We start from the raw sequence: 21107 nt of genomic DNA on the forward strand, positions 1-21107 counted from the left end.
GGTTTAGTCCTCGTCCATCAGGTATGACAACTTGTTATCGAGCAACGGTAGTGATTCATCAACAAACATCAGTAACATATCGCATTTAATCTGAGTCCCTTCAATCCCGTAACTCACCTCAAACGTCATGGTTCTGCGCCAACTGCCCTCCGCCAATGAGATCATCTCTTCAATCGGGCGATGCTGGCCCAGTAACACCGGATGGCTCTGGAAAAACTTCACTTCCGCTTGCTGCCCCAAGCCTTTGAGAAAAGAGCCGACCAACAAATTGCTGACATCCATCAGCAGCTCTAGCTCACTGTCACCTTCATGCTCAACCGGATAATCCATCATGGCGGTGAGATCTTTCATACTGGAATCACTGAGCAGCACCAAGGCTTCCCCGGCAATCCCCTCGCCACTAAACCCCTGGCAGATCCCCGACATGGTGCTGTTGCTGGCCAGGTGTCGCAGAGTCATTTGCAGCTCACTGACTTCAAAGACATTCACATTCGGTAGCGGCAGATTCACAAATACATTAAAGTGCCGAGCCAGCGCATCGGCGGCGCGACCGATCGCGACGTTTGCCACCTCCAGGTAAATATCCCGCCGTTTCAAAGCCGGAGTCGACACCCGCTGGATCACGGTATCGAGCCCCGGCGACTCGGGCGAGATCAACCCTTGCAGTTGCGCTTTCAGCAGGCCTTTATCCACTGGCTTTTGCAAAAATGCTTTCGCGCCCAGGGCCTGGACCCTCGCCTGGGCTTGCGGTTGAATATCCCCCGAAACAACGACCACCGGAACGTCAATGCCCCGCTGCTGTATGTTTTCCAACGTTTGGTAACCATCCATTTCCGGCATCGTCAGATCCAGAAACATGAGGTCGAATGGCTGTTCCCCGAGACACTGTAACGCCTCCAAACCATTGACCGCGAAGGTTACTGTCGCCTCCATTGAAGCTGGCAATGCCCGGGCCATCTGCTTACGCGCCAGTGCCGAGTCATCACAAATTAAGATTGAGGTCGCCATACAAGATCCTTAGGCAGGTAAATAATGCCCGTTTGTAATAGTTATACTTTAAAGAGATATCTCTGCTGTGATGATAGCAGCTAGGAAACACACATTTACAATGTAAATGTCCACAGGCCAGTTGATTTTTAGGCACCTAAACCGTCAAGTATTTAAAACGTGATCAAGGCACAGTAAAATGGGAACCATTCTCAAGGTATGACAAAAGCGACTTTCAGCAGATGATGCATGTTAACGGTTCCCACAGTACTGATCCGCAGCAGCCTTTCAAAATCGGTGTTGTCGGTGGTGGTATCGCAGGCTCAACGATTGCCCTTCGCCTGGCAGAGCTGGGAATTGAAGTCCAGTTATTTGAATCCGGCACCAGTCTGGTCAACGGTCCGCCGATTTGCCACCTCCATGCTGGCGGCAACCTGTACCGCGAAATCTCCGATCAGCAGTGCCTGACCTTGCTTCACGAATCAATTGATACCCTCCGAATCTTTCCCCATGCCGCCAACATTCGTCCGACAGTCATTGCCGTGCCTCAGCAAGACCCGGGGGATCCGGCAGCCTTGCTCCCACGCCTGAACCTGCTACAACAAGCTTACCAAACCATCGTGGCTGAGAATCCGGCCAACGAAGTGCTGGGTGATCCTGCGCACTACTATAAGCTCTATCACCGGGATGAGTTAGAACAACTCGCGCGGATGCCTCTGCCGGAAACCCCGGCTTCGCTTGATGACTGGATGATCCCCGTCGCCAGAAACCTGGAATTTGACGCGTTCAAATTCCCGCTGGTTCTGGTTCAGGAATACGGGCTGAGTGTCTTCCGTTTGGCGGCGACGGCGACCCTGGCTGCCGAGAAAATTCCACACTGCCAAGTAGAAACAGAAGCGCAGGTCATTGATATTCAACAGGATAGCAGTACCGGTCGCTGGTCTGTGACTTACCAGCAATACAAGCCATTATACCAGGATCATCGCACGTACACGACGGAAGTGGATTATCTGATCAACGCCTGCGGGTTCAGAACGGGACAACTGGATGATATGGCGCAGCTGCCGCGGGATCGCATGGTCGAGTTCAAGGCCGCCTATATTACCCACTGGGCCGAGTGTGAAGGTGTGTGGCCGGAAGTGATTTTTCATGGCCAGCGCGGAACCCCCCAGGGAATGGCGCAGCTGACCCCTTATCCAGACGGCTACTTCCAGCTCCACGGCATGACACCAGAAATCACCCTGTTTCAAGATGGCCTGGCTCGCAGTACCGAAAGCAGTGCGCAGCCCGTGCTTAGACAGCGTTTTATCCGCAAGCTTCGGGATGGCTGGCAAGCTGATGAAATTGATACCCGAACCTCACGCGCTATTGCCCATATGGCTCAGTTCGTACCGGCATATCAAAGTGCAACCGTTGGCGGTAACCCACTGTTCGGTGCCCAGCAGATCCCCGGTAATGATCCTTCCCTGCGTGCAGCGGATCTGTCTTTTGCTGGCCAACGCTATGCCCGGGCAGAAGTTGTTAAAGCGTCCTCTGCCCTATCTGCCGCCAACCAGGTTCTCTCTCAACTGATTGAAGAAAAGCTGTTACCAGCACCAGCCAAGTTGAAATTATCCCTGGAGCAACAGCTTCCAATCATGACTGGCTTACCCCCTGATGCCGTCATTCAGAAAGCCGAACAACTTGCCGAGGAGAGAAAATACCCGACCGCCATGGCACGGCTGTATCAAGCCAGTTGAGCTGTTTCACTGACAGATATCCCACAATCCAGATAAACGGCCTGCCTTGAGGCCGTTTCTTCCACCCTGCTTTCTCTCAAGAAACTACTGATAAAAGACCGCCAGCCAGATCGTCTCCTGGTCCGGTGTAGTCCAGGAAACCTGATGACGTTCATGGGCCGGGATATTGAGGTAATCCCCTTCCTGTAAGTGAACCTCCCGTTGATCGGCTTCAAACAAGATTCTCGCTTCCCCTTTCACCACCAACACCCATTCATGTTCATCCTGATCGTACCAATCCCCTTTCGGCGTTGTGTGACCACGCGAGAGAATTCGTTCAATCCGCACCGAAGAGGTTTTGATAATATCTTCAAATACTTCTTCGGGTAATGACGCCGGAATGCGGTTCAAAAGGTTCATAGTGACTTCCACTCCCATAAAAAAATCAGATAAAAAAGGCGAAGCCTGAGCTTCGCCTGATCTGTATGCAATGAAGCAACACCTTACTTTTTCGGTAAACTGACTTCAATCTTTTGATTGAGCGCATCCAGCTCTTTTTGCAGCGCCGTCAACTGTGCTTCTTTTTCGGCGACAGCCCGGAGTTTGGCATTAAATTTGTCGCAATCAGCCTGTGAGACCCAGTTCCAACCCGATCCGGACTTAAACTCGTCACAAGCTTGCTTGAATTCATTGGCCACCCGTTTGGCTTTCTTCACATCAGCTTCGGCCTGAGCCACCTGCTTTTGCAGCAACAACTGCTGTTGGTACAGGGCTTTTGAGTCGCTTAAAACTGTTTGCTGTTTTTCCGCCGTTGATTTGAGTGCGACCACCTGTGTATCCAGCTGCTTTTTGCTCACCGCCAGCTTCTTCTGCTGCTGTTTCAGCGATGAGAACTGCTTTTCATAAGCTGCTTTCTGCTTCTCAAAATCTGCCTTGGCTTGTGTCAGTTGCTCATTCAACTGCTCAATTTCCAGTGCTTTCTCCGCCTCATATGTTTCGAAGCGCTCTTCCAACTGTTGATGTTTGGCCGCCCAATCGGCATTTTTCTGTTGCAGCGTCTCATACTCTTCCTGCGTCGGTCCCGGTGAGCGATACCAAACAGCCGAAGCAAGAACACCACCCAAGATAAACCCGGCCAATAATGAAGCTTTCCAAGACGATGTCATACCCATACCACCCACAAATAAATCATCCCTTTTCAAATCAGATCACAGCAGCGGCTCGAAGCAGGCTCAGCGATCAAACCGTTTCATCATATTAATAGACGAATGATATCAGTCAGATACTCGGGTTATGTCAGCTTTCTATCAAATTATCAAAATTGAAGCAGCGACGGAAACAAAAAAGGAGCAGAACCCTGCCCCTTCTCACGTTCTAAAAGCGGGGTTACTTCGAATTGAGGTTCAGCGTCAGATCGCCGGGCTTAATCCAGCCGACCTTGCGCATCAACTCCGCAATGACCCAGGTGATCAGCGCCGGCAGCAAGAGGTGCAACAAAAGGATTGATCCGTAGATTTCACCGCCCTGCCAACCGGCATTATCCAGCGCAATAAAAGACTGGATCTGTCCGACCAGTCCGGAGGTCCCCATCCCGGCCCCCAGCGGCGTGTTTTCCATCGCGAACACCACCGTGGCGAGCGGGCCAAGGATCGCAGAGGCGATAATCGGTGGCAGCCAGACTTTGTAGTTCTTCACGATATTCGGCATTTGCAGCATGGATGTACCCAGGCCCTGAGCAACTACCCCGCCCCAGCGGTTTTCCCGGAAGCTCATCACAGCGAAACCAACCATCTGCGCGCAGCAACCCACCGTGGCCGCACCTGCCGCCAGCCCGTTCAGGCTCAGCATAATCGCAATGGCCGCACTACTGATCGGCAGCGTTAATGCCATGCCCATCAGCACAGCCACCACAGCGCCCATGAGTAAAGGTTGCAGTTGGGTTGCGGACATAATCACATCCCCCAGTGCTCCCATCATCGCAGCAACGGAAGGACCGACCATGGTCCCGACGCCAACGCCGACGATCACCGTTACAGCTGGCGTCAATAAGATATCCACTTTGGTTTCATTGGCCACCAGCTTGCCGCATTCTGTTGCCGCGACAGTTGCGATAAACGCTCCGACCGGGCCACCCAGCGCGGCACCCGCAGCACCCGCCGTGGTGGCCGAAAACAGGACTAGGGGCGGCGCTTTCAGCGCATAAGCCACGGCAACCCCAATCGCCGGCCCGGTCATCTGTCTCGCGATCGGCCACAAGGTCTCCGAGAACAACGGAATGCCGAATTTGGCACCCAGCGTATTCAAAATCGAGCCAATCAGTAAAGAAGAAAACAGGCCAAGTGCCATAAAGCTCATGGCATGCACCAGGTAAGTTCGTGGAGAAATGTCGATCTGTTTTCGGCGGAGCAAGTCACCCACGGAGGTTTGCGCTAATTGCATGGTCATACGTCACTGTATCAAAAGGTCGAGGGGCTGAATTATCAAAGCAGCTGATTTTACCTGAGCTCGCCAGCCTCAGCCATATTCAACCGGGTTATCAAGTGGTTATATATGCATGTTTTCAGCCTAAAGCTCCGCCCCCAAAATGGACCGCCTTCACAACGACGCCACCTCAGGAGAGCTGGCTTGCGGCTGCACTTGATCGCTCGCCGCAAATTCAGCCATGAATACGCCAAGACTATTTACGGCCGACCGCCAGCTTCATAACGTCACCTGTAATCAATACGACTTATCCAGGTGATCACATGGCAGAACCGACACTGACTATGCCTGTTTCCGGCCTGTCCCAGTTGGCAGCGCTCATCTCGCTCTTCATCTCACCGTTTCACCTCCAGGCCGCCGATGCGCCGGCCCTGATGAAAGCCACAACCTTCGACAGTCAGCAACTGGCCAGCAACACCGGACTCACCGACCCTATTGACGCTTATTTCGTCAGCGAGAAGCTCGATGGTATTCGCGCCCACTGGACCGGAACACAGCTGGTGACCCGTACTGGTAACCCAATTCATGCGCCTGAGTGGTTTCTCGCAGCCTTCCCCGAAGGCATCGCTCTGGATGGCGAACTCTGGGCCGGGCGCGATCAGTTTCAGCGGGTAACCACCACCGTGCTGGATCAGCAGCCCAACCCGGAGCAATGGCAGCACATTCAATTCATGGCCTTTGATCTGCCAAGCTCCGACGAGCCCTTTCAGCAGCGCCTGAACTTACTCACCCAACACATCAAGCGGATTCAGCAACCTTTTATTCAACTGGTGCCGCAACAGCGTTATGCCAGCCTGGCCGAGCTGGAATCAGCTCTGGACCAGCTCACCGCCGATCAGGGAGAAGGCCTGATCCTGCAACATCGACACAACCGCTATCAGCCCGGACGCGCAAGCCAGTTACTGAAACTCAAACACTATCAGGACGCAGAAGCGGTCGTCATTGGCTACGAGGAGGGGAAAGGGAAATACCACGGGCAGATGGGATCGGTCTGGGTCCTCACCGCAGACAATCAGAAATTTAAAATCGGCTCCGGATTCAGTGACAACGAGCGGCTCAACCCGCCACCGCTCGGCAGTACGATCCAGTTCCGCTACAGCGGTTATACCAGCAGCGGCCTCCCCCGCTTTGCACGTTATATTCGCCAGCGAAGTAGCCCGGAGAGCTAGGTGGTGCCAACGCCTCAGGCCTAAAAAAGCCGCTCCATTGAGCGGCTTGTTGATCAGTCTGGATACAGGCTTAAAGCTTATAGCGTTTCACCTCGAGTTCCAGCTTATCCGCCAGGCGCTTCAGTCCGTCGGCCTGACTCGCCGCTTCCTGAGCTTCCTGCGCCAGCTGATTTGCCACTTCCTGAACCCCCTCGGTATTTCGACTAATCTCAGCTGTGACACTGGACTGCTCTTCAGCCGCCGAAGCAATCTGGGTCGCCATATCACTAATCACATTAATCTCGCGGGCAATACTATTGATACTGGTTCCTGCCGCATCAACATCCTGTACACTGGTTTCAGCCAGATGATGACTGTCAGACATCACCATGACCGCCTGCTTGGTGGTCGATTGCAGCGTTTCGATCATCCCTTGAATTTCTTCCGTTGAAGTATGGGTCCGCTGCGACAGCACCCGGACTTCGTCAGCAACGACGGCAAAACCCCGGCCTTGATCACCGGCCCGTGCCGCTTCAATCGCTGCATTGAGCGCCAGCAAGTTGGTTTGCTCTGCAATATCACGAATCGTCGCCAGAATTGAGCTGATCTTCAGTGCATGTTCGTTCAGATCCTCAATGATCCCCACCGCACTGTTCACTTCCTGGGCCAGATTCCCGATCGACGCCTGGCTCTGGCTGACCTGCCCGTGTCCTTCCTGAGACATGGTCACTGCATTCTCCGCGGTTTTGGCCGTATTGTCGGCGTTCCCCGCAATTTCATGCGTTGCGCTGGCCATTTCAGTCACGGCCGTCGCCACCATAGTGATCTCATCCTGCTGACGACGAATACGCTCGCTCCGCTCTGAAGCCGCTCCCGCGGTTTCCGCCGCAGAGTGATTCAGTTGCAGGGTAATATCGCGCAAGTTCATCGCCATGGTATGCAGGCGCGAAACGAAATGGTTGAAGTTCTCAGCCAGACGCCCGACTTCATCGTCAGAGTGAACGGCAATCCGCACCGTCAGATCACCATCCCCATCAGCGATGTCAGACAAAGCTGATGAAACACGATCCAACCCTTGCAGCAGTTTGCTCACCAGCCAGGCAGTAAACACAGAAACGGTCACCAGGATCAGCAAACCTATCAGACTCAGCTGGATCAATAGCGCCTGCAAAGGCGCTTCCAGCGTTGCTTTATCCATCACCAGAGTAATGGCCCATCCGGTATTTGGGATTACATCAACCACAACCGCCTTATCGCGGCCATCCAACTGGGTAAAGAGCAGCTCTCCGGATACTGCTGCTTGCTTGAGGGCCTGAACATTCATCCCGCGGCCCAGTTCGGCTAACGATTTCATTTGCATCGCATTGTCAGGATGGGCAACAACCCGATCGCTGTTCAGGTCAAGCAGCATGGCATAGCCGTCACCCGAGACTTGAATATCCAAAATATCCTTCACCAGTTTATCCAAGGCCAGGTTTGCACCAACCACACCCAGCATCTCGCCATTCATATAAACCGGCTCAGCCAGGGTTACGACGAGTGTTTGCATGGTGTGACTCACATACGGCATAGTAGTGATCTGTTTCCCGGCGGCAGACGCTTCTTTATACCAGCCGCGGCTGCGCGGATCATAACCCGCTTTATTTAATGCCGGATCATGGCGGTGCATCACACCATCCCGCGTGCCGTAATAGGCCAGACCAAAACCACCCGATATCAGAGTCTGCTTGAGGTGTCCGACGATATCCAGATTCGGCTCCCGCTCAATCGCGTTCACAGTCGCTTCGACCGCATACTGGCGTCCATTGAACCAATCTCCGATCCCTTTACTATACGCTTCCGCCGTACGAAGCCCTTCACTTTCAATCCCCTGCCAGGCTTGCTCTTTCAGGGTCTGATAAGCGATCCCGCCAAATACCAGGATCGTCACAAATATTAACGACAAGCTTGATAACACAAGCTTCATCTTCAGGGTTAAGCGCATAGAACATCCTACTAATCACTACATTCATCAAGGTTAAAAATATATATGCGCACAGAATAATATGCTACCTGTAACCCTTTAGGATGAGTGAAAGATCACTGAATCTTCAGGCGCAGTACCCATTTTTATTTGTGACGCGCCATTATTACGTGAAAACGTTAAAGTAATACGGCAAAGACGCCTTAATTCATTTTCGATTCATCAAGATACCCGTACAATCCGAACTATGCTTATCAATCAATTATTACGGCCCCTGTTCTTGGCCCTCTGCCTGCTCTGGGCGCTGCTTGCGCCCCTTGGCAGCTTTGCTGCGCCGGCAATTGAGATCGAAGAAGATCAGGACGAAGTGATCCAAGCCGTGCAGCAAGGTCTTATCCAACCCTATTCCGCGCTGCAACAAGTCGTCGCGCGTCAACTGCATGGGCGAATTATCAAGGTCGAGCTTGAAGAAGATGACGGGATCTGGGTGTATGAACTCAAGCTGATCGATCCCAAGAACAACATCATTAAAGTTGAATATGATGCGAAGTCACTGACAATGATAGAAATCAAAGGCCGTAACCTGGAAAACATTATCAAGGTAGCAGAATGAAAATACTGGTTGTCGAAGACGAACTCACCCTGGGTGAGCAAATTGTTCACGGTCTGGAGCAAACCGGCTGGGTGGCGGAACTTTCCACCGACGGCATTGATGCACTCTATCGCGCCACATCCGAGCCATGGGACGCCATTGTCCTGGATCTGGGACTGCCAATGCTGGACGGTTTGACTGTTCTCAAAGGGATCCGTGAGGAGAATGTCAGCTGTCCGGTGGTGATCCTCAGTGCCCGTAATGAGCTGACTCAGCGAGTCGAAGGCCTCAATGCCGGCGCTGATGACTACCTCACTAAACCATTTCAGATGGTGGAGTTGGTTGCCCGCCTGCGCGCGCAGCTGAGGCGCTCTTCCGGCAATGCCTCCCCCGTAATCCAAGCCAATGGGATCAGCCTCGATACCCGAACCTCAAAAGTGCTCTATCAGGGAGAAGCGATTGAGCTTACAGCCCTGGAATTTAAAGTACTCTCTTATATGATGCACCACGTCAATAAGGTCATTTCACGGACCGAGCTGGTCGAACATATCTATAAGCAGGATTTTGATCGGGACTCCAATACCATTGAAGTCTTTATCGGCCGGATCCGCCGCAAAATAAAAAGTGACGTGATTCAAACGGTTCGGGGGCTTGGATACCGCATCAATGCCGATTAAGTTCATGACCCGGCAACTGCCCAGCCTGCGCAGTCGCCTGCTGCTGGCAGCAACAGTCTGGTTAGTCGCAATCACACTGGCCGCGGGGTACCTGGTCCCCAGCTTTATCAAGAGTTATCTGATTGACCAGGAGGCGCAGCAACTCGCGCTGTATGTCGATGAGCTAACCGCGCGTGTCGAGTTCAACCCGAATGGCCGTATCACACTGCCGGAGCGACTGTCCAATCCGAGATTTCGCTCCCCGTATAGTGGCTTGTACTGGACCGTGATCGTCAACGACAACCAGTTCCGCTCCCGCTCCCTGTGGGATGCACGCATTACCGGGGATAAAGCCAGCGGCTATACGGGACCGAAACAGCAATCCCTGTTGGTGGTCCAGCGCACGATCCTGCTGCCGGAAAGCGACGCTCCCGTGACCTTAATGGTGGCTTCGGACCAAGCCAAGCTCAATGCGACCTTACAGCAACTGACCCAGGGGCTCTGGTTGATCCTGCTGATCATGGCCGCCGGCATCCTGCTCCTGATCTGGCTGCAGATCAGTTGGTCCCTGCTCCCCCTGCGAACGCTGCAACAAAGCCTCAAACAGGTCCGGGATGGCCAGGCCACTGAGCTGGCCGGGGTGTATCCACTGGAAGTCAAACCTGTCATTGACGATCTCAACGCCCTCCTGTTCCACTATCAGGAGCTGCTGGAGCGGGCCCGAAACCATGCCGGGAATCTCTCCCATGCGTTGAAAACGCCGATCGCAATCCTCAACAATGAAGTTACCAATCTTGAGCCGCAAGACAGACAAAAGCTATCTCCAGCGCTGACCCAGCTTCAGCAACACATTGACTACCACCTGGGCCGTGCGCGTATGGCGGGAGCTGCCAACATCTTAGCCGCCAGGACTCTCGCCTCACCCCGGGTGGATGCCATTGCGATGGCGATGGACAAAGTCTATGCCGTTCGCGGCGTCACGCTGGTCAATGAACTCGACAGTGAACTGAGCGTCGCGGTGGAAACGCGGGATCTGGATGAGATGGTAGGCAACCTGATTGAGAACAGTTACAAGTGGGCCAATCAGCTGATCCGTGTTCACCAGACCGAACAAGATCAGCACACAGTTAAAATCTCAATTGAAGATGACGGTCCGGGTATGGCCAGTCAGAATTACGCCGCGGTTTTGCAGCGCGGCGTCAAACTCGATGAGACAACGCCGGGCAGCGGGCTGGGGCTCAGTATTGTCAATGAGCTGGCGCACAGCTACCGGGGCAAACTGACGCTGACTCACAGCTCGCTCGGCGGCATCAAGGCCGTGCTGGAGCTGCCCCGTCCGCGAAGCAAGGCCTAACATTGCCATGTTAGTTTCTGGCAAAACGGTGATGCATCCACACGCTGCCAGAAACGGGCTATACCGGCCACAGGGTGAGGTTCACGATCCGGATAATCACACCGAGGATAAACGCACTCACGCCGAGCCGGTACGCTTTATATTCTGCGACATTCATACTGACACGCTGATAGAACATTTTCGCAACCCCGGTCCAGTCGCGGGTTCGCTTTCCATACTGGAAAATGCTCCTGGTGATCAGCATCAGCCCGCAAGCAATCAGTATGATTTCCGCAAATTGTAATGTGGTTTCCGGCATGACTTCTCCCTTCCTCGCTGTACTCCGTCCAGCTTTCAAGGTAACGCCTTTCGGTGATTTCACAATTAGACCAAAGTGGAAACTCAATTCACGGTATTCTGACCTCCTTACTTGAGCTTTCCCCGACTCAATTGTGAAAGCATCGCACCTTTCATTCGACAAAGCCGCTATGCTTCGGGAATGAAAAGAGATAAAGATACCGATTAACAAACCTTTCGTGTAAAATCCGCCCCCCGGAATTCTCAACGAACGATATCGAGGCGATATGCAATTACTCGAAGCCAAACTACAAAAAATTGACCGTCATAACTACCGCAGCTATTCCAGCTTACGCGGAGAATATCATTTCGTTGACTTCGACTTTTTCATTGATACAACCCAGGCCGATCCATTCGCCCCGGCTTCGCGAGTCCGCGCCCGTCGCAAATGGTCTCTGACCGATCTGGCCTGGCTCAAAGCGCAATCCGCCGACTATCAGCGCGCTGCGCGTGACTTCATCGCCCGTCAATTTGCTGATCTTGCCCAACAGGTCAATGAAATTCAGATTGACCGCCCAGGTCAGACCATCCTGGACCGAACCGCCGTTGTCTTTGATGACGAAGGGATTGAACTTCGCTTCCGCATTGATCTGCCATCCGATGGCCGCACCATTATTGCCAAGAAAACGGCCAATCTGCTGACCTTCACCATGCCGAAGATCATTCGCCGCGCGACCATTGCCCGTGAGCTGCCGATGGATGAGCTGAAACGTCATTGTGAAACGGTCGAAGATCAGGTCGCACTACGCCGCCAGCTCAAAGACAAAAACCTGGTCGCCTTTGTTGCCGATGAGTCGATTCTGCCACGGCTGGCGGGCAACAGCGAATTGCCGCTGCCTGATGCCATCCCTTTCGTCAGCCCGGAAAACCTGGCGGTTGAACTTGAAGCGCCGCATAAAGGCAAACTGCGCGGCATGGGGATCCCGAAAGGTATCACCATGATTGTCGGCGGTGGCTTCCATGGTAAATCAACCCTGCTGAATGCCATTGAGTCTTCGGTTTATGACCACATTCCAGGCGATGGCCGTGACTTTATCGTTACCGATGAAACTGCGACCAAAATCCGCGCTGAGGATGGCCGCTGTGTCCACCAGGTCGATTTGAGCCCGTACATCAGCAACCTGCCGATGGGCAAAGAGACCAGCGCGTTCAGCACCCAGAATGCATCGGGTTCAACCTCTCAGGCCTCCTGGCTGCAAGAATCCCTTGAAGCCGGTGCTCAGACCCTGCTGATCGATGAAGATACCTCGGCGTCAAACTTTATGATCCGCGATGAGCGGATGCAGGCACTGATTGCCAAAAGTGATGAACCGATCACGCCGCTGGTGGACCGGATCTCCCTGATCCGAGACCAGCTCGATGTCTCTGTGCTTCTGGTGATGGGGGGCTCCGGCGATTACCTGGATGTAGCCGATACCGTGATTCAGATGCACAACTACGAAGCGATCGATGTCACCGAAAAAGCGCGCAAAGTGGTCGCCTCACATCCCACCCGCCGCCAGCTGGAAGGATCAGCTGAATTGCGCCTGCCACGAACCCGTAAACTGAACCGTTCGGCACTGCAAACCATGCTGGAAGACGGTAAATTCCGGATCCAGGTCAAGGGCAAGAATGCACTACGTTTCGGCCGCGAGTTTATAGATTTACAAGCACTGGAGCAGGTTGCTGATGCAAGCCAACTGCACACGGTCGGCTGGCTGTGGTTCCTGCTTGCACAGCAAAAAGGCTGGGAAAGCTCGCCATGCAAAGCCTTCGGCAAATTACTCGATGACAACTGGTTCCAGATGATGCCCAAACATGGCGATCTGGCCAAGCCACGGGTGATTGAAGTCATGGCTGTTCTCAACCGGATGCGCGCGGCTGAGTTCAAGTAAGCCTCTCGCCCAAACGCATCAAAGCACAATCACGGCGGCCCTCAGGCCGCCTTTTTTATGCTGTTGAAAACCCGGCCATTTATTGGCAGCTGATCACAATTCAATCATTTATCAATTCGTTTTGCCGGGAATGGACTAGGCTGAATTTTACTCATCGGAGGTCTAACAAGGAGAGTCAACTTTGAAACGTATCCTCACCCTCATGCTGTTTTGCCTGCTGCCGCTGACCGGCTTTGCCGGCACATCAGCCACCAGTCTCAGCCAGAAAGGCTATACCGAAACAAAATACCCAATCGTCCTGGTCCATGGCCTGTTCGGCTTTGACAGCCTGGCCGGGATTGATTACTTTTACGGCATTCCCCAAGCCCTGAGCAAAAGCGGGGCGACCGTGTATGTCGCCCAAGTCTCAGCGACCAACAGCACAGAGCTTCGCGGCGAGCAACTGCTGGCGCAAGTCGAGGAAGTACTTGCCATCAGCGGTGCAGAAAAAGTCAACCTGATCGGCCATAGCCATGGCGGCCCCACCGCGCGCTATGTTGCCTCCGTTGCCCCTGAGTTGGTCGCATCCGTCACCAGTGTTGGTGGCGTCCACAAAGGCTCCCGGATCGCTGACATTGTGCGCGGCAAAGTCGCTCCAGGTTCCTTGCCGGAAAATTTTGCAGTCACCCTTGCCGAAGGCCTGGTGTCTCTGATCAACTTGCTCTCCGGCGGCAGCGATCTGCCTCAGGATCCGCTGGCCTCCCTGGCAGCCCTGACCACCGAAGGCTCGCTGGCTTTCAACCAGAAGTATCCGGAAGGGGTGCCACAAAGCGACTGCGGTGAAGGCGATTACGTGGCAGACAATGGTGTGTACTACTATTCCTGGACCGGGACTCATAACTTCACCAACGCACTGGATCCGACAGATGCAGCCATCATGGTGCTGGGCCTGGCGTTTGATGAACCCAATGACGGGCTGGTGAGCCAGTGCAGTACCCACCTTGGCAAAGTGATCCGCAACGACTACAAAATGAATCACTTAGACGAGATCAACGGCCTGCTGGGTGTTACGCATCTGTTTGAGACCGCGCCGACCACGCTGTATCGTCAACACGCCAATCGTTTACAGTTACAAGGATTGTAATCATGAAAAAGACCGTACTGGCGGCCCTGGGTGTTATCGCGACCGTTGGTACGGTCGCTTCTATCCCACCCTCCGATGAGCCATCAAAAACCACGGCTGCTTCGCAGCTGGATACCCAAGTCGATCAGGAATCATCCCGGGATACCTTCGAGTATTTTCTGTCAGGGCTTGGCGAAATCAATTTGCCTGCAGTCAATGATCATTTTGAATCTTACAACCAGTCTCAAGCAGCACCACTGCAGATTGATGAAGGTTTATTTCAGCGCTTTGTTGACTATAAAGCCGCGCTACAATCACTGGATTCGCCTGATTTCGTCACCTTGACGCCAGCAGCGCTGCAAGCCTTGCACGATCGGCTACTGACACTGCAACAACAATTTTTCTCAACCGAGCAGCAGGCACAACTTTTTGCCGAAGAGAACCAGCTCAGACAGCTGGCGCTCACCCGGTTAATGCTCAAACAGCAAGCCGACAGCGAGGCCGATTTTCAAACCCTGTGGCAGCAGGAAATTGATCGCCTGCCCCCCGACCTGAAACAGAGTTATCACAACGCCAGGCTGTTAGGAGCGCTCCAGCAAACCTATACCCTTTCACCACAGGCGCGCTACCTCCAGCAAGAGGCATTAGTCGGACCGGAAGCGGCCGATCGGTTAGCCAAACTTTCACAACAGCGCCAGACGTTTCAGGATACCCTGCAACAGTATCTGGCTCACCGCGATACGATCCTCGCCGATCCCGGTTTCACGGTTCAGGAACAAGCGGCGGAAATCCGTCGACTTCGGGAGGCCAGTTTTCCCGCGCATCAGCACCGCAGGGTGATCGCATTAGAATCAATGCAAAACCAGCCACGACACCAACTGAACTAACACGTAAAATCGAGTAGGAGGAGGCCTCACGGCCTCCGTCCTCTCACACCACCGTACAAGCGTGGGTCGCATACGGCGGTTCCGAATATATTTTCAGTGACTCGTACCCATCTCGCAACGAGTACAGACCCATCTCCTTGAACCATTTCATTGGCATGGCCTGATTGAGCTGGGGCGATAAAGCCAAGTGCCACCACCCTTTATCTGACATCGCCAGCTTCCACGCATTGCGTTCGCTTACACCCTCTTGGCGTAACCATGTCGCTATACTGTATCTGCGCTTGCGCTGCTTGAGGCGATAGCACCGTAAGCGCCGCCTTATCCATTCATCCAAGCGCTGCATCGCGCTTTTCCGTATGGCAAGCTTGAAGTAGTGTTGCCAACCTCTTAGGTATTGAGTGAGTTCGACTAGGACTGTCTTCAACTCTCGCCCTCGATTCCGCTTCGTTATTTGACGCACTCGCTTCTTCATCTGAGTTTGTGCTGTCTTCGAGATATGGATGCTTCCATCTCGTTGAAAGCGATGGCCTAGGTAAGTCCGCTCTGTCACTCTCGTTGCCGCACTTTTCTCACGGTTAACCCTGAGTTTCAGTTTCTGCTCCAAGAACTCCGTGATTGAGGCTTTTACTCGATTGGCGGCTTCCTCACTGTGCACGTAGATTTGGCAGTCGTCTGCATATCGGCAGAACTTATGCCCTCTTCGCTCAAGCTCTTTATCCAACTCATCTAATACGATATTTGATAGCAGCGGAGATAATGGTCCACCCTGTGGCGTCCCTCGTTGCCTCTGCTCAACTAACCCGTTTCGCATTATGCCTGCCTGTAGGTATGACCTGACCAGCTTCAGGACCCGTTTATCTGTGATGTCCTCCGATAGCCTGTGCATCAGTTTATCGTGGTTCACAGTATCGAAGTATTTCGCCAGGTCTATGTCGACTACATAACCCCGCCCCTCCCTGATGTAGTGGCTTGCTGCCACCAATGCATGGTGGGTACTGCGGTTAGGCCTGAACCCATAACTGTTGCTTGAGAACTGAGGTTCGTAGATATCTGTCAGTACTAAGGTAATGGCCTGTTGGACTACCCTATCAAGTACAGTTGGGATACCTAGCTGCCTCACTCCCCCGCTAGGTTTGGGAATTTCTACACCCAGAACGGGTTGGGGTTGGTAGCTCCCGTCCAGAAGGCTCTGGCGGAGCGCTTGCCCATTAGAAGACTGCCGAAGCATCGAGATAGTCGCTGTTATGTCGAGTTTATCAACCCCAGCACATCCCTTGTTCTTCTTCACTCTTCTCAGGGCTTGGTTCAGATTTGTTGAGGAGCAGATCCGCTCCATCAACTGAGTTGAGGTCACCAAGACTCGTCCTCCTGTCTACGCCGATCATGCTTGTCATTCTTCGTGGCCATGAGCGTCACTTGCGGTGTTGCCCAGTAGTACGTAGAGATGTTGTTCATCTTGCTATGACCCCACATGATTGAGTGTCTAGTGACTGCTTCTTGATATATTCAGTTCCGGCCTTCCCTTGGGTTGTACTTCCCCAAGGTACTATGCCTTCTGCTGACTTCTTATTACCCGTCACACAACATCACTGTTGTATTAGTCTCATCCGAGACAGGTCGTAAGATCTCCCGAGGTAAGACGTTGTTCTTTCCCTTGGCTGTGCCTGATTTACCCGTACACACTTCCCGTCGAGGCATTGGGCTGTTCTATATATTGCTAGGTTACCCAAGTTGTACTGGCCTACTATCAGGTTTCTGTTCGTCACACCCAAGTTTTGCCGTTTGCTTCCTTCAGATCCCACCTCACGGTGGGCACCCTTGCATAGGCTAACGGTTCTCGCTCGACTGAGTCCGTAGAGGACTTTCACCTCCTAGAACAACGCCATGCTCGGCGCACAAGAAAGAGGACGATTGGCAAGAGCCAATCGTCCTCAATAAGTCACGTTGTAACTTGAATACATCAGGCCCGCTTAAACTGCACCATCAGGCGCTGCAGCGCTTCCAGCCGTTCAACCAGCATCCGGGTACTTTCTACCGAACGATCACTGGTTTCAGCCGTTGCCACCGACAATCCACTGATCTGCTCAACATTGTGGGCAATTTCATCACTGACACCGGCCTGCTCTTCTACCGCGGAGGCGATTTGATGACTGCTGTCGGTAACCTGATCCAATACGGCATTGATCTCCTTCAAGCGCTCACCGGTTTCGTTCGCCTGCTGACGACATTGCTCCGACAGCTCCCCGCCTCGCTCAACCGCCTTGACCGCCTGACCGGCCGTTTCCTGCAGCCGATTGATCATCTGGTGGATCTCACTGGTTGAAGACTGAGTTTTTTGCGCCAGCGAACGCACTTCATCGGCGACCACCGCAAAGCCGCGGCCAGCTTCCCCGGCCCGCGCCGCTTCAATCGCAGCATTGAGCGCCAGCAAGTTGGTCTGATCAGCAATCGAGCCGATCACATCGAGGATACCCTCAATCTGGCGACTGCTTTCAGACAGGTTATTAATCACGGTTTTCGAATTTTCCAGCTCCTGGTACAGCGACTGTACGGAATCCATGGTGGTTTCCACACTTCGCTGCCCGCTGATAGCCACATCCTGCGCCTGGGTGGTCAGCGTCGAGGCCTGCGCCGCACTTTCAGCCACTTCACGGATGGAAGCGCTCATTTGGCCCATGGCAACACTCACCTCCTCCGTCGCTTGCGACTGGCGGGCTAAGTTGGTTTTAATTTGCTGGGCATTAGCAAATTCATCTTCCGCCGACAGCAGTATATCTCCGGAAGTCTCACTGGCCCGGCCGACAATCGCCCGCAGTTCAGCCTTTCGCATCCGCAGCGCTAGTTCTATCTGGGAAAAGTCATCCAGCTTTCCGGTATAAATCGGTTCCATCAGCGGATTTTCGTACGCTTCCCGGGCATGCTGACGGATCGTTTTCAACCGCGAATTTGCCTGGACACTCAGCGCGACCCCAGCCAGAAGCGTCAGAAATAACAGCGCGGAGTACAGGGTTGGTACTTCGACAAAAACTGGCACCAGAGAGCCGATCAATGCCGCCCCCAGTAAGGCGCTGATCCACACCCCCTGACGAAATCGGAAGTTTCGCCCGCTTTGCTGATCCAAACTGGCATAGGCCTTCGCCGCCCGTTTAGCCTCATCATCCGTCGGACGACTTCGCACCGATTGGTATTCAACAATCTGCCCCTGCGCATCAGTAATGGGGGTGACAAACGCTGATACCCAGTAATAATCGCCATTCTTGCAGCGATTCTTGACCAACCCCATCCAGCTTTTGCCGGCCTGGACATATTGCCAAAGCTGACCGAATGCTTTCTTCGGCATGTCACGGTGTCTGACCAGGTTATGCAGATTGCCGACCAGCTCTTCTTCGGCATACCCGGCCACATCGCAGAAGTTTTGGTTGGCGTAGGTGATACAACTTTTCGGATCTGTGGTAGAAATCAGATCGAGTGTCTCTGAATATTCAACAGCTCGGCCCTCCTGGAGGGCCGAGTCTGAGTGGTTATTTATTGTCATTCTTAACTCTTGTCGTTATCTTTTTTATCGTACTGAAGACTGAAAGTAACTTTTGTGAAACATTATTGCGCAATGATAGTGACATCCATTCCATTGTAATACTTTGATGTGGGATAATTTTGACACTTTAAGGTCAAAAAAATAACACTGCCGCACAAACACAAGCAAAGGCTGCTATACGTCTTTTCGGTCTATAGAACGACAAAGCCCGCGATAGTGATCACGGGCTTGAAGAGTTTGAATACATTCAATATCGAAATTGTGGTGAAAAGCTATTTTTCCCTGAAGGAAAAGAACAGCGTCGACAACGGCGGCAAATCCAGTGTAATTGAATATGACAACCCGTGATGCGGCTCTGAAGCCGTAGTGGCACTCACGGTCACCGGCGCCTGACTGCCCCAATACTGCTGATCATCGGTATTGAGCAACAATTCATATTCACCGGCTGCCGGAACCCCCAGGGTATAGCCAGGCCGGGGTACCGGGGTAAAGTTCGAGACCACCAGCACTTTGTCACCATTCAGCGCAAAACGCTCATGGGCCAGCACACTTTGCTCGGCATCATCCTGCACCCGCCATTCAAACCCTGCCGGGGAGCAATCTTGCTCGTACAGTGCCGGTGTTCGGGTGTACAGGTGGTTCAGATCCCGAACCAAAGCCTGCATCCCGTGGTGACGCGGATACTGTAACCAATGCCATTCGAGCTGTCCTTCATGGGCCCACTCGGCACTTTGTGCAATTTCAGCCCCCATAAAGTTAAGCTTCTTGCCCGGCTGGCCGTACATATAGCCCATAAACGCGCGCAGATTGGCGGTTTGTTGCCATTCATCACCCGGCATTTTATTGAGCAGTGATCCCTTGCCGTAGACCACCTCATCATGAGACAGCGACAATACATAGTTTTCGCTGAAGGCATACACCATCGGGAAAGTGATCGTATTGTGATGATGCTGACGATGCACCGGCTCTTCTTTCATATAGGAGAGACTGTCGTGCATCCAGCCCATATTCCACTTAAAGCCAAAGCCCAAACCGCCGAGATCGGTCGGCTTGGAGACCCCCGGATAAGCGGTCGACTCTTCCGCAATGGTCATTGCATTCGGATAGAGGCGATACACTTCCTCGTTCATCCAACGAAGCAGGCTCACAGCGTCAAAATTAACGTTGCCCCCTTCATGGTTCGGGATCCACTGGTCATGCTCGCGGGAATAATCCAGGTACAGCATGGATGCCACTGCATCCACCCGCAGACCGTCAATGTGGTAGTGCTCAAACCAGAACAGTGCGTTCGAGACCAAGAAGCGACGGACATGGTCGCGGCCGTAGTCATAAATGTAACTTTGCCAATCCTGATGCCAGCCACGGCGCGGATCCGGATCGTTAAACAACGCCGTGCCGTCAAAGTTCGCCAAACCATGATCGTCCGACGGGAAATGCGCCGGCACCCAGTCCAACACTACACCAATGCCAGCCTGGTGACATTGATCGACAAAATACTTAAAGTCATCCGGCGAGCCGTAACGGCTGGTCGGCGCAAACAGGCCAATCGGCTGATAACCCCAGGAGCCGTAAAACGGATGCTCGGAAATTGGCATCAGTTCCACATGGGTGTACCCCATTTCCGTCAGGTACGGGATCAACTCATCGGCCAGTTCACGGTAATTGAGAAAATCACCATTGTCTTTGGTGCGCCAGGAGCCGGCATGCAATTCATAGAATGACAGCGCTTGCTGATGCTTGGCAGTAACCGGCCGTGATTGCCACGATTGATCCTGCCATTGATAGCGAGACTGATCATAAACCACCGAGGCGAAAGACGGATACTGCTCACCGTGATAACCCCAGGGATCAGCTTTATGCGGCAATCCTTCACCCAGACTGTCTTTCAGTTCGAACTTATACAGCTCGCCTTCAGCCAACCCCGGAATAAACAGCCCCCACAAACCGTGATCCAGCTTTTGCAGCGGATGGCGACGGCCATCCCAGGCATTAAAGTGACCGACCACGCTTACCGCCGATGCATTCGGCGCAAACACCAGGAAACGAACCCCGGTGACCGGTTGCCCGCCTCGATTCAGCGTCACCAATTGCGCCCCCATTTCACTGTGCATCAAGGCAGGCGTGGTCAGTGCCTCATCAGCTGGGAGTAACTGATGAAATTGGTACGGGTCAACGAAGGTCTGGCGGCTATCCGGCCAGCAGACTTCGAGCTGATACAATGCCGTGGTAAAGTCGGCGTCGTCTGACAGGATGAAACCGCTGTCCGCATCTCGGATCATCGGAAAACGTTCACCGTCGGCGGCGATAGCCACCACGCTGTCTGCACCGGGCATCCATACCCGAAGCGCGATCTCATCCGATTGGTATTGTGGGCCTAAGAAAGAAAATGGGTCTGAAAATGCAGCTCTTTCGAGCTGCATGTATTCCTTGTTCCTGCGGGTCACTGTCATGGTGGTGTCCAACGCGTCACTCCT

The 21107-nt window shown here is 53.3% G+C and carries 17 protein-coding genes; 8 read left to right on the forward strand and 9 right to left on the reverse strand.

The window, feature by feature from the left end; all coding sequences use genetic code 11:
- Positions 1-3: 3 nt before the first annotated feature.
- The gene (locus NNL38_RS16735; protein WP_255391568.1) at positions 4-1008 is read right to left on the reverse strand and encodes a response regulator; all 1005 of its coding nucleotides are present in this window, start codon (positions 1006-1008) and stop codon (positions 4-6) included.
- A 221-nt stretch (positions 1009-1229) separates the two neighbouring features.
- Here NNL38_RS16735 and NNL38_RS16740 point away from each other — a divergent pair, with 221 nt between their 5' ends.
- Positions 1230-2726, forward strand: a complete 1497-nt coding sequence (locus NNL38_RS16740) for an FAD-dependent oxidoreductase (protein WP_369414629.1) — start codon at positions 1230-1232, stop codon at positions 2724-2726.
- Positions 2727-2810: 84 nt separating this feature from the next.
- Here the strand turns inward: NNL38_RS16740 and NNL38_RS16745 are convergent, their stop codons facing one another.
- The 3 genes from NNL38_RS16745 to NNL38_RS16755 form a co-directional block, all read right to left on the reverse strand.
- The gene (locus NNL38_RS16745; RefSeq protein WP_255391569.1) at positions 2811-3125 is read right to left on the reverse strand and encodes a cupin domain-containing protein; all 315 of its coding nucleotides are present in this window, start codon (positions 3123-3125) and stop codon (positions 2811-2813) included.
- Positions 3126-3208: 83 nt separating this feature from the next.
- Positions 3209-3871: a chromosome segregation ATPase gene (locus NNL38_RS16750; protein WP_255391570.1), complete on the reverse strand. Its 663-nt coding sequence runs from the start codon at positions 3869-3871 to the stop codon at positions 3209-3211.
- Positions 3872-4091: 220 nt separating this feature from the next.
- Positions 4092-5150, reverse strand: a complete 1059-nt coding sequence (locus tag NNL38_RS16755; protein ID WP_255391571.1) for a PTS sugar transporter subunit IIC — start codon at positions 5148-5150, stop codon at positions 4092-4094.
- A 299-nt stretch (positions 5151-5449) separates the two neighbouring features.
- Between NNL38_RS16755 and NNL38_RS16760 the strand changes: the two genes are divergently transcribed.
- The gene (locus NNL38_RS16760) at positions 5450-6355 is read left to right on the forward strand and encodes a DNA ligase (RefSeq protein WP_255391572.1); all 906 of its coding nucleotides are present in this window, start codon (positions 5450-5452) and stop codon (positions 6353-6355) included.
- A gap of 70 nt (positions 6356-6425) precedes the next feature.
- On the opposite strand, the gene NNL38_RS16765 is transcribed toward NNL38_RS16760, so the two are convergent.
- A complete protein-coding gene (locus NNL38_RS16765) occupies positions 6426-8318 on the reverse strand; it encodes a methyl-accepting chemotaxis protein (protein WP_255391573.1) in 1893 nt (630 codons plus the stop codon).
- A gap of 226 nt (positions 8319-8544) precedes the next feature.
- On the opposite strand from NNL38_RS16765, the gene NNL38_RS16770 reads away from it, so the two are divergent.
- From NNL38_RS16770 to NNL38_RS16780, 3 genes are read left to right on the forward strand one after another with little or no spacing between them, the layout of a single operon-like run.
- Positions 8545-8910 carry a PepSY domain-containing protein gene (locus NNL38_RS16770; protein WP_255391574.1) on the forward strand — a complete coding sequence of 122 codons (366 nt, stop codon included), beginning with the start codon at positions 8545-8547 and terminating at the stop codon, positions 8908-8910.
- A complete protein-coding gene (locus tag NNL38_RS16775) occupies positions 8907-9566 on the forward strand; it encodes a response regulator transcription factor (protein WP_255391575.1) in 660 nt (219 codons plus the stop codon). The genes NNL38_RS16770 and NNL38_RS16775 overlap by 4 nt, the downstream gene beginning before the upstream one ends.
- Positions 9556-10899: an ATP-binding protein gene (locus NNL38_RS16780; protein WP_255391576.1), complete on the forward strand. Its 1344-nt coding sequence runs from the start codon at positions 9556-9558 to the stop codon at positions 10897-10899. The genes NNL38_RS16775 and NNL38_RS16780 overlap by 11 nt, the downstream gene beginning before the upstream one ends.
- Before the next feature lie 58 nt (positions 10900-10957).
- Here NNL38_RS16780 and NNL38_RS16785 read toward each other — a convergent pair whose 3' ends face one another.
- Positions 10958-11197 carry a hypothetical protein gene (locus NNL38_RS16785; RefSeq protein WP_255391577.1) on the reverse strand — a complete coding sequence of 80 codons (240 nt, stop codon included), beginning with the start codon at positions 11195-11197 and terminating at the stop codon, positions 10958-10960.
- Between the two features lie 265 nt (positions 11198-11462).
- Between NNL38_RS16785 and NNL38_RS16790 the strand changes: the two genes are divergently transcribed.
- The 3 genes from NNL38_RS16790 to NNL38_RS16800 all read left to right on the forward strand — a co-directional run bounded on the left by NNL38_RS16790 (position 11463) and on the right by NNL38_RS16800 (position 15098).
- On the forward strand, positions 11463-13109 hold the full coding sequence (locus NNL38_RS16790) for an ABC-ATPase domain-containing protein (RefSeq protein ID WP_255391578.1): 1647 nt from the start codon (positions 11463-11465) through the stop codon (positions 13107-13109).
- Positions 13110-13311: 202 nt separating this feature from the next.
- A complete protein-coding gene (locus NNL38_RS16795; protein ID WP_255392266.1) occupies positions 13312-14232 on the forward strand; it encodes a lipase family alpha/beta hydrolase in 921 nt (306 codons plus the stop codon).
- Between the two features lie 2 nt (positions 14233-14234).
- Positions 14235-15098: a lipase secretion chaperone gene (locus tag NNL38_RS16800; protein WP_255391579.1), complete on the forward strand. Its 864-nt coding sequence runs from the start codon at positions 14235-14237 to the stop codon at positions 15096-15098.
- Between the two features lie 43 nt (positions 15099-15141).
- Here the strand turns inward: NNL38_RS16800 and ltrA are convergent, their stop codons facing one another.
- The 3 genes from ltrA to glgB form a co-directional block, all read right to left on the reverse strand.
- Entirely contained in the window at positions 15142-16434 is a 1293-nt protein-coding gene (ltrA, locus tag NNL38_RS16805) for a group II intron reverse transcriptase/maturase (RefSeq protein ID WP_369414631.1), read from the reverse strand.
- A gap of 624 nt (positions 16435-17058) precedes the next feature.
- A complete protein-coding gene (locus NNL38_RS16810; RefSeq protein WP_255391580.1) occupies positions 17059-18633 on the reverse strand; it encodes a methyl-accepting chemotaxis protein in 1575 nt (524 codons plus the stop codon).
- A gap of 272 nt (positions 18634-18905) precedes the next feature.
- Positions 18906-21053 carry a 1,4-alpha-glucan branching protein GlgB gene (gene glgB / locus NNL38_RS16815; RefSeq protein WP_255391581.1) on the reverse strand — a complete coding sequence of 716 codons (2148 nt, stop codon included), beginning with the start codon at positions 21051-21053 and terminating at the stop codon, positions 18906-18908.
- Positions 21054-21107 lie beyond the last annotated feature (54 nt).

Source organism: Photobacterium atrarenae (assembly GCF_024380015.1).
GTDB classification, from domain to species: Bacteria; Pseudomonadota; Gammaproteobacteria; order Enterobacterales; family Vibrionaceae; genus Photobacterium; species Photobacterium atrarenae.

Bases quoted from the DNA above. Each gene is read 5' to 3' on its own strand.
- NNL38_RS16735 (WP_255391568.1), bottom strand. From the start codon at position 1,008: ATGGCGACCTCAATCTTAATTTGTGATGACTCGGCACTGGCGCGTAAG.
- NNL38_RS16740 (WP_369414629.1), top strand. From the start codon at position 1,230: ATGATGCATGTTAACGGTTCCCACAGTACTGATCCGCAGCAGCCTTTC.
- NNL38_RS16745 (WP_255391569.1), bottom strand. From the start codon at position 3,125: ATGAACCTTTTGAACCGCATTCCGGCGTCATTACCCGAAGAAGTATTT.
- NNL38_RS16750 (WP_255391570.1), bottom strand. From the start codon at position 3,871: ATGACATCGTCTTGGAAAGCTTCATTATTGGCCGGGTTTATCTTGGGT.
- NNL38_RS16755 (WP_255391571.1), bottom strand. From the start codon at position 5,150: ATGACCATGCAATTAGCGCAAACCTCCGTGGGTGACTTGCTCCGCCGA.
- NNL38_RS16760 (WP_255391572.1), top strand. From the start codon at position 5,450: ATGGCAGAACCGACACTGACTATGCCTGTTTCCGGCCTGTCCCAGTTG.
- NNL38_RS16765 (WP_255391573.1), bottom strand. From the start codon at position 8,318: ATGCGCTTAACCCTGAAGATGAAGCTTGTGTTATCAAGCTTGTCGTTA.
- NNL38_RS16770 (WP_255391574.1), top strand. From the start codon at position 8,545: ATGCTTATCAATCAATTATTACGGCCCCTGTTCTTGGCCCTCTGCCTG.
- NNL38_RS16775 (WP_255391575.1), top strand. From the start codon at position 8,907: ATGAAAATACTGGTTGTCGAAGACGAACTCACCCTGGGTGAGCAAATT.
- NNL38_RS16780 (WP_255391576.1), top strand. From the start codon at position 9,556: ATGCCGATTAAGTTCATGACCCGGCAACTGCCCAGCCTGCGCAGTCGC.
- NNL38_RS16785 (WP_255391577.1), bottom strand. From the start codon at position 11,197: ATGCCGGAAACCACATTACAATTTGCGGAAATCATACTGATTGCTTGC.
- NNL38_RS16790 (WP_255391578.1), top strand. From the start codon at position 11,463: ATGCAATTACTCGAAGCCAAACTACAAAAAATTGACCGTCATAACTAC.
- NNL38_RS16795 (WP_255392266.1), top strand. From the start codon at position 13,312: ATGCTGTTTTGCCTGCTGCCGCTGACCGGCTTTGCCGGCACATCAGCC.
- NNL38_RS16800 (WP_255391579.1), top strand. From the start codon at position 14,235: ATGAAAAAGACCGTACTGGCGGCCCTGGGTGTTATCGCGACCGTTGGT.
- ltrA (WP_369414631.1), bottom strand. From the start codon at position 16,434: ATGGAGCGGATCTGCTCCTCAACAAATCTGAACCAAGCCCTGAGAAGA.
- NNL38_RS16810 (WP_255391580.1), bottom strand. From the start codon at position 18,633: ATGACAATAAATAACCACTCAGACTCGGCCCTCCAGGAGGGCCGAGCT.
- glgB (WP_255391581.1), bottom strand. From the start codon at position 21,053: ATGCAGCTCGAAAGAGCTGCATTTTCAGACCCATTTTCTTTCTTAGGC.